This window comes from Flavobacterium sp. (genome assembly GCF_031411595.1).
Classification (GTDB): Bacteria; Bacteroidota; Bacteroidia; order Flavobacteriales; family Flavobacteriaceae; genus Flavobacterium.
Map to the genome: position 1 here is coordinate 124,930 of NZ_JANOBI010000021.1, position 13,411 is coordinate 138,340.

Here is a 13,411-nt window from a genome sequence, read left to right on the forward strand (position 1 = left end):
ATAAAGTTAATATATGTTAAAAATTAATCTTTTGATAAGGTGATTTATAATGAAAATAATTTAATTTTGAAACGGAAAATTTAAAATAGAATCTTTTAAAATGGAAACAACAGTCGAAAAAAATAAAGTTTTTAATTGCCGTAACTTTTTGAAAATCAATTTTAATGCTTCCAAACAATTAGTGTATTGAATGAATGTCGTATACATTGCTCTTTTTGATTTAAAAGAAAAGAAGTAACTATTAATATTATGAAAATTATTACCCTCAAATTGAATATAAAAACCTTATTATTATTTCTCTTACTGACCCATAGTTTATTGGCACAGCAAAAAGCCATTGGTCGGAAAGATAGAATACATACTACTAAAGAATTTTCGGAAAGATCTAGTTTAGCACCCAATGCAACGATTACCGGAAATTTCAGTATTTGTTTGCCTGGTCCAAATACCACACAGTTAACGGGTTCCGGAATACCTGACGCAACCACACCATGGACCTCTTTAAATCCGGCAGTAGCAACAATTGACAATGCCGGTTTAGTAACCGCTGTTTCGTTTGGAGCCACGACCATTTCTTATAAAGACAATTTGGGAAATATTGTTTCTGTGAATGTATATGTTAGTACATTTCCAACCATTACATCACCAAGTGGTTCTTTTACAACCTGTGAAGCGGGAACATTACAACTAAACGGTTCTATTTTCCCTAATGCAATAACACCTTGGGAATCTATGAATACGGGTATTGCGACCGTAGACAATACCGGATTAGTAACCGGAGTTGCGGGCGGAGTTGTTAATATTTTATATAGAAATTTAGGTGGATGTACGGTTTTACAACCCATTACTATCAATCCTTTATTATCCCCTACTATTGTTTGTGGTGCTACAACATTCAATCAAATTACATTCAATTGGGGAGCCGTGCCAGGCGCTTCAACATATACAATAGCTTATACTGTCAATGGTGGCGCTTTTCAACTTGGTGGTTTTGGTGCAGCAACAACTTATACACAATCAGGATTATTGCCCGGAGATTATGTAGACATTTATGTGACACCTTCAGGGCCGGTAGGTACTTGTTTTACAAATGGTACCGTTCGTTGTTATACAACAGCATGTACACCTGCTACGAGTCCATTAACACCAACAGTAACAACAACACAACCGACTTGCTCATTGGCTACTGGAACAATAACGATCACTGCTGTAGCCGGAGAAACTTACAGCTTTGATGGAGGTACTTATTCAGCAACTTTAATTTACAGCGGATTGGCGGCTGGTTCTGCTCATACAGTAACGGCTAAAAATGCCGTGGGTTGTATTTCTCCTGTTGCTAATATTGTTTTGAATGCTCAGCCAGCAACACCAGCGGCACCAATATTAACTCCAACTCAACCAACATGTACAGTGGCAACCGGTTGTGTAACAATAACAGCCACAGCCGGAGAAACATACAGTTTCGATGGAAGTGCCTATTCAGCCACTTTAGTATACTGTGGATTAGCAGCAGGTTCTTCTCATAATGTAACTGCAAAAAATGCGGCAGGTTGTATTTCTCCTGTTGCTAATATTGTTTTAAATGCCCAACCGCCTACACCTGCAGCACCAACTTTAACACCTACTCAACCAACATGTACAGTAGCAACCGGTTGTGTAACTATAACTGCTGTTGCCGGTGAAACTTATAGCTTTGATGGAAGCGCCTATTCCGCTACTTTAATCTATTGTGGATTGGCTGCGGGTTCTTCGCATAATGTAACCTCTAAAAATGCTTCGGGTTGTATTTCTACCATTGCTAATATCGTTTTGAACGCACAACCTGCAACACCTGCGGCGCCAACCTTAACACCAACTCAACCAACATGTGCTGTGGCAACCGGTTGCGTAACCATAACAGCAGTTGCCGGTGAAACCTATAGCTTCGATGGAAGTGCTTATTCTGCTACTTTAGTCTATTGTGGATTGGCTGCTGGTTCTTCCCATAATGTCACCGCTCAAAATGCAGCGGGTTGTATTTCTCCTATTGCTAATATTGTTTTGAATGTTCAGCCAGCTACACCTGCAGCACCAACTTTAACCCCTACTCAACCAACATGTACTGTGGCAACTGGTTGTGTAACTATAACCTCCACGGCAGGTGAAACTTATAGTTTTGACGGAAGTGCCTATTCAGCGACTTTAGTATACTGTGGATTAGCAGCAGGTTCTTCTCATAATGTAACGGCTAAAAATGCAGCAGGTTGTATTTCTGCTATTGCGAATATTGTTTTGAATGCACAGCCGCCTACGCCTGCAGCACCAACTTTAACACCTACTCAGCCAACATGTACAGTCGCTACCGGTTGTGTTACTATAACTGCTGTTGCCGGTGAAACTTATAGCTTTGATGGAAGCGCCTATTCCGCTACTTTAATCTATTGTGGATTGCCTGCGGGTTCTTCGCATAATGTAACCGCTAAAAATGCTTCGGGTTGTATTTCTACCATTGCTAATATTGTTTTGAACGCACAGCCTGCAACGCCTGCGGCACCAACATTAACACCTACTCAACCTACTTGTACAGTAGCTACAGGTTGTGTCACCATAACAGCTGTTGCCGGGGAAACTTATAGCTTTGACGGAAGCGCTTATTCAGCAACTTTAATCTATTGCGGATTGGCTGCTGGTTCTTCCCATAATGTCACTACTCAAAATGCAGCAGGTTGTATTTCTGCTATCGCTAATATTGTTTTGAATACACAGCCAGCAACACCTGCAGCACCAACCTTAACACCAACACAACCAACATGTACAGTAGCTACTGGTTGTGTAACCATAACTGCTACAGCCGGCGAAACTTATAGTTTTGACGGAAGTGCTTATTCAGCAACTTTAGTATACTGCGGATTGACAGACGGTTCATCTCATAATGTAACGGCTAAAAATGCAGCAGGTTGTATTTCCAGTATTGCTAATATTGTTTTGAATGTACAGCCGCCTACACCTGCAGCACCAACATTAACACCGACAGAACCTACTTGTACAGTAGCAACTGGTTGTGTCACCATAACTGCTGTTGCTGGTGAAACCTATAGTTTTGACGGAAGCCCATATTCAGCTACTTTAGTCTATTGTGGATTGGCTGCGGGTTCTTCGCATAATGTAACTGCTAAAAATGCTTCAGGTTGTATTTCTGCTATTGCCAACATTGTTTTGATTTCTCAGCCGATATCGCCTTTGGCGCCAACACTAACGCCAACACATCCTAGCTGTACGTTGGCAACCGGAACTATTACCATTACCGGTGTCGCGGGAGAAACTTATAGTTTTGATGGTAATCTATATTCTGGAACATTAGTTTATAGTGGCTTGGCGGCTGGTTCTTCCCATAATGTAACGGCTCAAAATGCAGGTGGTTGTATTTCTCCTATTGCTAATGTTGTATTGAATGCACAACCGACAAGTCCGGTAGCTCCGATTTCAACAGGAAATATTACGGAATGTGAATTATCGCCAATACAAACACTTGATGCTAATAATGCCATCACGCCAATTCCGGGAATAACCATTTCTTGGTATGATGCAGCTGTACTTGGAAATTCCGTTGGAAGCCCAACACTCAATACTGTAGGAACCATAACTTATTACGCAGAAGCCAATGATGGAACTTGTCCTTCATTTACCAGAACTGCTGTGACATTAACCATCAATCCTGCTCCAACGGCTCCGATTTCAACCGGGAATATTACCGAATGTGAAATATCGCCAATACAAACACTCAATGCCAATGCAGCCATCACCCCAATTCCGGGAATCAATATCATTTGGTATGATGCTGCGGTACTTGGAAATACTGTTGGAAGTCCAACACTAAATACTGTCGGAACCATTACATATTATGCAGAAGCTAATGACGGAACTTGTCCTTCTTATTCGAGAACAGCCGTTACATTGACTATTAATCCTGCTCCGACTGCGCCTATTTCAACAGGAAATATTACTGAGTGTGAATTGTCGCCAATACAAACACTTGATGCTAATAATGCCATCTCACCAATTCCGGGAATAACAATTTCTTGGTATGATGCGGCAGTACTTGGTAATTTAGTTGGAAGTCCAACACTCAATACTGTTGGAACGGTTACTTATTACGCACAAGCCAATGATGGAACTTGCGATTCATTAACCAGAACTGCCGTAACATTAACCATCAATCCGGCTCCAACTGCGCCTATTTCGACCGGAAATATTACCCAATGTGAAATATCGCCAATACAAACGCTCAATGCTAATGCTGCTATCACACCAATTCCGGGAATCAATATCATTTGGTATGATGCTGCGGTACTTGGAAATACTGTTGGAAGTCCAACACTAAATACTGTTGGAACCATTACATATTATGCAGAAGCTAATGACGGAACTTGTCCTTCTTATTCGAGAACGGCCGTTACATTAACGATTAATCCTGCTCCAACTGCTCCGATTTCAACAGGAAATATTACGGAATGTGAATTGTCGCCAATACAAACACTTGATGCTAATAATGCCATCTCACCAATTCCGGGAATAACCATTTCTTGGTATGATGCGGCGGTACTTGGTAATTTAGTTGGAAGTCCAACACGCAATACTGTTGGAACGGTTACTTATTACGCACAAGCCAATGATGGAACTTGTCCTTCTTATTCGAGAACTGCAGTGACACTTAAAATTAATCCTGCTCCGGCAGCACCAATTTCAACTGGGAATATTACCGAGTGTGAATTGTCTCCAATACAAACACTCAATGCCATCAATGCCATCACTCCTACTCCGGGACAAACGATAACTTGGTATGATGCGGCAACGCTTGGCAATGTGATTGTTAGTCCAACATTAAATACTGTTGGAACCATTACTTATTATCCAGAATCTAACGATGGAACTTGTCCTTCACTCACGAGAACTGCGGTGACCTTAACAATCAATCCTGCACCTACAGCACCTGTATCGAATGGCAATATCACACAATGCGAACAATCGCCAATACAAACCCTTAATGCCGTTTCCGCAATCACGCCGATTCCGGGACAAAATGTAAGTTGGTATACTACTGCTACGCTCGGAACTGCGGTTGCAACACCAACATTAAATACGGTTGGAACGATTATTTATTATGGAGAATCGAATGATGGAACTTGTCCTTCTTATTCCAGAACGGCGATTACATTAACCATCAATCCAGCTCCTGCTGCGCCAATTTCAACAGGTAATATTATCGAATGCGAATGGTCTCCAATACAAACGCTCAATGCCAATAATGCTATAACTCCTATTTCGGGACATACAGTCACTTGGTATACTGCGGCAACGCTTGGAAGTGTTATTGCCAGTCCAACATTAAATACTGTCGGAACCATTACCGTTTTTGGTGAAGATAATGATGGAACTTGCCCTTCACTTACAAGAACTGCCGTTACATTAACTATTAATCCGGCTCCAACTGCGCCAATTTCTAATGGCAATATCACACAATGTCAACAATCGCCAATACAAACGCTTAATGCCAATGCTGCCATCACGCCAATTCCGGGAATCAATATCACTTGGTATGATGCGGCTGTACTTGGAAATTCCGTTGGAAGTCCAACACTTAATACTGTCGGAACGATTACTTATTATGCAGAATCCAACGATGGAACTTGTCCTTCTTATTCGAGAACGGCGGTTACATTAACCATTAATCCTGCGCCAAGTGCCGCCATTTCAACCGGTAATATTACGGAGTGTGAATTATCACCGATACAAACGCTTGATGCTAATAATGCTATTCCGACTATTTCGGGAATAACCTTAGCTTGGTATGCAACAGCAACACTTGGAATTTCTGTTCCAAGTCCAATAAAAAATACTACCGGAAGTATTACTTATTATGCACAAACCAATGATGGAACTTGTAATTCATTAACCAGAACGGCTGTTACATTAACGATCAACCCGGCTCCGGCGGCACCAATATCAACAGGTAATATTACCCAATGTCAAATCTCACCGATACAAACGCTTAATGCCAATAATGCGATTACACCCATTCCGGGAATTAATATCACTTGGTTTGATGTATTAGGAAATAGTATTGCCATTCCAAAGCTCAATGCCATTGGAAGCATTACTTATTATGCGCAAGCCAATGATGGAACTTGTTCCTCATTCAACAGAACTGCCGTTACATTAACCATCAATCCGGCTCCGGCTGCTCCGATTACTGGAGGTGATATTTTTGAATGTGTACTACCAACTATACAAACCATAACTGCAACTGCGACTGTACCTGCCGGGCAAACCATCGCTTGGTATGATGCGCCGATTGCCGGAAATATTATAAGTCCTCCTTCTATCAACACTGCGATATCCGTTATTTATTATGCGCAAGCCAACGACGGAACCTGTAATTCATTAACCAGAACACCCGTGATTCTAACGATAAACCCTTTACCGGTGACACCAACAATAGGCTTAGTTACCCAACCGGATTGTTTCACTGCTACGGGTTCTGTTACGATTTTCCCTGTTCAAGCTGGAGTAACATATAGTTTAGACAGCGGTCCGTTCACCAATACTGCATTCTATGATTTGCTAAGTGCCGGAACAACACATACTTTAATTGCAAAAAATGCCGGTGGTTGTCTTTCTCCGACAGCTTTAGTCAATATTATAACGCAACCAACAACGCCAATCAGACCAATACTTGTAGCTACTCAACCCACTTGTACAGACCCAACTGGATCAATATCCATAAGTGGAGTTTCGGGAGAAGTTTATAGTTTTGACGGTGGTCCGTATACCAATACACTAACTTATACAGGTTTAATCGCGAGTTCAACGCATACTGTTAAAGCTAAAAATACTTCCGGTTGTATATCGCCGATTGCTACACTTACTTTAAATGTACAGCCATTAACACCATCAGCACCAACGCTAACACCTATACAACCAACTTGTACAGTTGCCACAGGAAGCGTTTTGATTTCCGGAGTTGTTGGAGAAGCCTATAGTTTCGATGGCGGTGCATTCACCAATAGTTTAACCTATGCGAATCTAACGGACGGATCAACCCATAATGTAAGAGCCATCAACGGATCAGGTTGTATTTCCACCGCAACGACAATTACTTTGGATATACAACCACCAACGCCAGCCGCGCCTTCATTCATAACCACTCAACCAAGTTGTACTTCAGCTGTTGGAGAATTCATCATCCTAAATGTCGCTGGTGAAACCTATAGTTTTGACGGAAGCACGTATTCCAACACTTTACTTTATAGTAATGTCGCTCCGGGCACTTATCCATTGACAGCGCAAAACGGATTCGGTTGTATATCTGCCATCGCCAATGTCATCATCAATCCACAACCGATAACAGCTACACCGGCTATTACTGATGGTGTCATTTGTGTGGATCTAATCACGGGAATTCCTTTTCAAACCTATACATTAGACACCCGAATGGATGCTGCAACCCATACTTTTGTTTGGGCTTTAGACGGTGTCTTTACTTCAGATTCAGGAAGCTCAGTAATCGCCACACAACCCGGAATTTATACGGTTGTCGCAACCAATATCGCTACCGGATGCCCATCGCCAACAGCAACAGCAAGCGTTACCGAATCGTTCCCTGGCTTGGGTATAACAACGCTTGTCGAAGGTCAATTTAGTAATGATACGAGTATTATAGCAACCGTGAACACGGGAACAGGACCATTCTACTACCAATTAGATCATGGTCCGATGCAAGAATCAAATGTATTTGCTTCAGTAGCTCCGGGCACTCATACCATCATAGTTAGAGATGCTAATGGTTGTACTTACTTAACCACCGATGTAATCGTTCTCGGCTATATGAATTACTTCACACCCAATAACGATGGCTATAACGATGCGTGGAATGTTATTGGATTGAAAACCCAACCATCGGCTAAGATTCATATTTTCGATCGATATGGTAAATACATCAAACAAATAAGTCCCGCAGATGAAGGCTGGGATGGTACATTCAATGACCAAGCAATGCCATCAACAGACTATTGGTTTACAGCAGAATACACTGAAAATGGACAACAAAAAGAATTCAAAAGCCACTTTTCATTAGTACGATAATTTTCAAAAACTTTCATAATAGGAGTTTAATTGTGAGCGATTTCAATAAAAAACAAATCCCGCTTCCAATTAAATTCCTATTTTTGTCTTGAAAACTATAACCCAACTATTGTATGCTAATTATTGGAATTGCAGGCGGAACCGGTAGCGGAAAAACTACCGTAGTGCACCAAATCATGAATGAATTGCCCGAAACTGAAGTCGGCATCATCTCGCAAGATTCGTATTACAAAGACAACTCCAACCTGAGTTTCGACGAACGTGCCCTAATCAATTTTGATCATCCGCGCGCCATCGATTTCGATTTGTTAGTGAAACATCTCCAAGAATTAAAAGCAGGAAACACTGTAGATCAACCCGTATATTCTTTCGTGACGCACAACAGAACCGACGATACCATTTTTACACACCCAAGAAAAGTCATGATTGTCGAAGGCATCCTAATCCTAGCCCATCCCGAATTGCGCGACCTTTTTGATGTTAAAATTTTCGTACACGCCGATTCAGACGAACGATTAATCCGTCGTTTAAAACGTGACATCGCAGAACGTGGCCGCGACATGGATGAGGTCCTCAACCGTTACCAAACCACGCTCAAACCCATGCACCAGCAATTCATCGAACCCACAAAAGCCTTCGCCGACATCATCATCCCGAACGACAAATACAACACCGTCGCCATCGATGTGGTGCGCGCTGTAATAAATCAAAGAATATCCTAAAAATTTCATACTTTTATGCTGCTTTTTCAGGAGCTAATCCCGCTATACGTTCCCAATCTTTTGCGCCACCCGAGCCTTGGCGAACTGACGAAGTAAACAACGGCACAAAAGGATACCACTGCAAACACGAAGTGTTCATCGAACACCTCTGAAAATAAAAGTTAAGTGAGATAATCGGGGCTAATACACTAGAATACCATGGAAGAATCGCATCAAGAGAAACACTGGTTCATCAAATTCATCAGCAACAAATACGTTTGGGTATTGCTGTTCTTTTGCACTTGGATGTTGTTTCTGGACAATTATTCCTACTTCGATCATCGCGTGCTCAACAAAGAAATCAATGAACTAGAAGCCAACAAAAAATACTACCAAGAAGAAATCAAAAAAGATCAGGAGAATATCAAGTTGCTCAAAAATCCTGATCAAATCGAAAAATTCGCACGTGAGAAATACTATATGAAACGCGACAGTGAAGACATTTACATCATCGAATACGAAGGCGACACGGTAAAAAAACCATAAAATTTCAAATACCAAATTCCAATGGCTGACAATTTATTTAACGAATTTGAACCCGTTTCTTCCAAACAATGGAAACAACAAATACAGTTCGAACTCAAAGGTGCCGACTACAACGACACCCTACTTTGGAATGCGCCTGAAGACATCAAAGTCAAACCTTTCTACCATATTGACGAAGCTGCGAAACCATTGTCGGTAACCACCAAAGCCACCGAATTCAAAATCGGGCAATCCATTTTCGTACACGACCTCGACAAATCCATAGCAAGAGCGATTGACAGTTGCAAGCGTGGCGCCGAAAGCCTTTATTTTACCATAGAAAACGAACAAACCGATGTTGTGAAATTGCTTGAAAATCTTCCTTTAGATTCAATTACAATTCACTTTCACTTGCAGTTTCTTTCCATCGATTTCGTAAAAAAAATCGAGGTTATTGCTAAAACGAAAAACGCCAAGATATTTCTAAACCTCGACCCGATCGGGCAATTGGCCAAAGAAGGAAATTGGTTTACCACAAAAGAAAAAGACAACTTCGAAACGTTGCATTTGCTTTCAACTGAAAGTGCATTACTAAGCGTCGACGGAAGTTTATACCAAAATGCCGGTGCGAATATGGTGCAACAAATTGCTTATACTTTGGGTCACGCCAACGAATATTTCAATCGATTTGCATTCATCAACAAGCCGATTGTTTTGCGAATTTCAGTCGGAACCAATTACTTTTTCGAAATTGCCAAACTGCGTGCACTTCGATTATTATTCAACCTAATTGCACAAGAATACAACCACACACAAGATTGTCATTTATTAGTCACACCAACAAAACGCAACAAAACGATATACGATTATAACGTCAATATGCTGCGTACAACAACCGAATGCATGAGCGCGATTTTTGGTGGCGCCGATACGATTGTCAATTTGCCTTACGATGCGTTGTACCATAAAGACAACGAATTCGGCGACAGAATTTCAAGAAACCAATTGCTGATCCTCAAAAAAGAAAGTTACTTCGACAAAGTCGATAATCCCGCTGACGGCAGCTATTATATTGAAAGCTTGACGCAGCAACTTGCAGAAAAAGCCTTAACTTTATTCAAAGACATCGAAGCCAATGGTGGGTTTTTAAAACAACTCAACGAAGGAACCATCAAAAGAAAAATTCAGGAAAGTGCCGATACAGAACAAAAACTGTTTGATGAAGGCAAGGAAATTCTATTGGGCACGAATAAATATCCAAACAAAAAAGACAAGATGAGTCATGATTTGGAACTGTTTCCATTCGTTAAAATCAAACCTAGAAAAACTTTGATCACACCGATTATCGAACGAAGATTGGCGGAACAAAACGAGCAACATCGACTTGAACTAGAGAAAAGCAATTCCAATGCATAAACACCTTTTGATATACTTTGTATTGTTTGCCGGATTTGCTTTCAGTCAAGGCAAGGTCAGGATTCCGCCAACGTATTGCCCTAGCAAGCCATTCAATCCTATTACAGTCAAACACAACGACACCATTGTTTCCCTAGCGGCTGTTGGAATAATAAAACCTGAATTTCCGGGTGGCATCAATGCATTCTACAAATCTTTTGGAGCAGCATTTAAAATGCCAACAGAAAAACCCGATTTGACAGGACGCATTTTCGTCTCATTTGTTGTTAGAAAAGACGGCTCGATGTCAGACATCAGGATTTTAAGGGATTTAGGATATGGAACTGGTGCAGAAGCAATTCGCGTCATCAAAAAAATGACAAAATGGAAACCTGCACAATATCAAGGAAAAGCGGTTCATTGTGATTATTCTTTGCCGATAAAAATTCCTTATGAACCTTTCAAACCTAGCATTTCAAAATTGAAAGTAGTTGAAATTCCTGATAAACATTAAGATGAGAAAAGACCTCCAACATATAACACTGAATAATTCCGAACCGAATGTCTCCCCGAGCACAGTCGAGGGATTCCTCACGGCTGAAGGCATCGAACTCAAATCCAACTACTCCAAAACCGATATCGAAAATCTCGAACACATCGGTTTCGCTGCAGGCTTTGCTCCCAACCTGCGCGGTCCGTATGCCACAATGTATGTTCGTCGCCCATGGACCATTCGCCAATACGCAGGATTTTCCACCGCTGAAGAAAGCAATGCTTTTTACAGAAGAAATCTCGCCGCCGGACAAAAAGGATTGTCGATTGCGTTCGATTTACCGACACACCGAGGTTACGATTCCGATCACGAACGCGTGGTTGGTGATGTAGGAAAAGCTGGCGTTGCAATTGATACGGTCGAAGATATGAAAGTGTTGTTCGACCAAATTCCACTTCAGGAAATGTCGGTTTCTATGACTATGAATGGCGCAGTTTTGCCGATTATGGCTTTTTATATTGTCGCTGCTGAAGAACAAGGTGTTGCTCCGGAACAACTTTCGGGAACAATTCAAAATGATATTTTAAAAGAATTCATGGTGCGGAATACCTACATCTATCCTCCGACACCATCGATGCAAATCATTGCCGATATTTTTGAATTCACGAGCAAAAAAATGCCGAAATTCAATTCGATTTCAATTTCAGGTTATCACATGCAAGAAGCTGGAGCTACAGCTGATATTGAGTTAGCCTACACTTTAGCCGATGGATTGGAATACATCCGAACCGGTTTAGCCACCGGAATGAAAATCGATGAGTTCGCACCAAGACTTTCGTTTTTCTGGGCCATTGGTATGAATCATTTTATGGAAATCGCGAAAATGCGTGCCGGAAGAATGATTTGGGCGAAACTCGTCAAACAATTCCATCCCAAAGATGATAAATCACTGGCATTAAGAACACATTGCCAAACTTCGGGTTGGAGTTTAACCGAGCAAGATCCATTCAACAATGTCGCACGAACTTGCATCGAAGCAGCCGCTGCAGCTTTTGGCGGGACACAATCTTTACACACCAACGCCTTAGACGAAGCCATTGCATTACCAACAGATTTCTCGGCACGAATTGCAAGAAACACCCAAATATTCCTTCAAGAAGAAACCAAAATCACCAAAACCGTCGATCCTTGGGCCGGCAGTTATTACGTAGAAAGTTTAACGAATGAAATTGCGCAAAACGCTTGGAAACTCATCGAAGAAGTGGAAGAACTTGGCGGTATGACGAAAGCGATTGAAGCCGGAATTCCAAAATTACGTATCGAAGAAGCCGCAGCCAGAAAGCAAGCGCGCATCGACAGCAATCAAGATGTCATTGTAGGCGTTAATCAATATCGTTTAGACAAAGAAGATCCATTGCATATTTTAGATGTCGACAATCAAATGGTACGCAAGCAACAAGTCGAACAGTTGCAAAACATTAAAGCTTCAAGAAATACAGAAAAAGTAAAAGAATCACTGAATCAATTAACCCTTTGTGCACAAACCGGACTCGAGGCGCAGCCGAACAGGGCGCAGCCAAAAGGCAATTTACTCGAATTGGCTGTAGTTGCGGCTCGAAACAGAGCTACACTTGGCGAAATCAGTGATGCGTTGGAATCGGTTTTCGGAAGATACAAAGCACAAATTAAATCCTTTAGTGGCGTGTATAGTAAAGAAATTAAAGACGACAAAAGCTTCGAAAAAGCCAAACAATTGGCCAATGCTTTTGCCAAAAAAGAAGGCCGTCGCCCAAGAATCATGATTGCCAAAATGGGACAAGACGGTCACGATCGTGGCGCGAAAGTAGTAGCAACAGGTTATGCTGATGTTGGTTTTGATGTGGATATTGGTCCACTATTTCAAACACCTGCAGAAGCTGCCAAGCAAGCCGTAGAAAATGACGTGCACATTTTAGGAGTTTCCTCATTAGCAGCAGGTCATAAAACTTTAGTACCACAAGTCATTGATGAACTCAAAAAATATGGTCGCGAAGACATTATGGTGATTGTTGGCGGTGTCATACCCGCACAGGATTATCAATATTTATTTGATGCCGGAGCGGTTGCTGTTTTTGGCCCGGGCACTAAAATCAGTGAAGCCGCAATTAAAATTTTAGAAATTTTGTTAGATTAATTT

The 13,411-nt window shown here is 41.4% G+C and carries 7 protein-coding genes; 6 read left to right on the forward strand and 1 reads right to left on the reverse strand.

Features of this window, described 5'->3' with window-relative positions; all coding sequences use genetic code 11:
* Positions 1-249 precede the first annotated feature (249 nt).
* Both RMO03_RS03930 and udk read left to right on the forward strand, forming a co-directional pair.
* Complete coding sequence (locus tag RMO03_RS03930; RefSeq protein WP_309640784.1) at positions 250-8,121, forward strand: T9SS type B sorting domain-containing protein; 7,872 nt, start codon at positions 250-252, stop codon at positions 8,119-8,121.
* 113 nt (positions 8,122-8,234) lie between these two features.
* Positions 8,235-8,843, forward strand: coding sequence for a uridine kinase (gene udk, locus RMO03_RS03935; protein ID WP_309640785.1), 609 nt, complete (start codon positions 8,235-8,237; stop codon positions 8,841-8,843).
* A gap of 13 nt (positions 8,844-8,856) precedes the next feature.
* Here udk and RMO03_RS03940 read toward each other — a convergent pair whose 3' ends face one another.
* Positions 8,857-8,982 carry a hypothetical protein gene (locus RMO03_RS03940; protein WP_309640786.1) on the reverse strand — a complete coding sequence of 42 codons (126 nt, stop codon included), beginning with the start codon at positions 8,980-8,982 and terminating at the stop codon, positions 8,857-8,859.
* 59 nt (positions 8,983-9,041) lie between these two features.
* On the opposite strand from RMO03_RS03940, the gene RMO03_RS03945 reads away from it, so the two are divergent.
* The 4 genes from RMO03_RS03945 to scpA are packed head-to-tail and all read left to right on the forward strand — an operon-like array spanning position 9,042 to position 13,408.
* Positions 9,042-9,368, forward strand: coding sequence for a septum formation initiator family protein (locus RMO03_RS03945; RefSeq protein WP_309640787.1), 327 nt, complete (start codon positions 9,042-9,044; stop codon positions 9,366-9,368).
* Between the two features lie 21 nt (positions 9,369-9,389).
* Positions 9,390-10,763 carry a methylmalonyl-CoA mutase subunit beta gene (locus RMO03_RS03950; RefSeq protein ID WP_309640788.1) on the forward strand — a complete coding sequence of 458 codons (1,374 nt, stop codon included), beginning with the start codon at positions 9,390-9,392 and terminating at the stop codon, positions 10,761-10,763.
* A complete protein-coding gene (locus RMO03_RS03955; RefSeq protein ID WP_309640789.1) occupies positions 10,756-11,256 on the forward strand; it encodes an energy transducer TonB in 501 nt (166 codons plus the stop codon). The genes RMO03_RS03950 and RMO03_RS03955 overlap by 8 nt, the downstream gene beginning before the upstream one ends.
* Position 11,257: 1 nt before the next feature.
* Positions 11,258-13,408: a methylmalonyl-CoA mutase gene (gene scpA, locus RMO03_RS03960; protein ID WP_309640790.1), complete on the forward strand. Its 2,151-nt coding sequence runs from the start codon at positions 11,258-11,260 to the stop codon at positions 13,406-13,408.
* Positions 13,409-13,411: the final 3 nt, after the last annotated feature.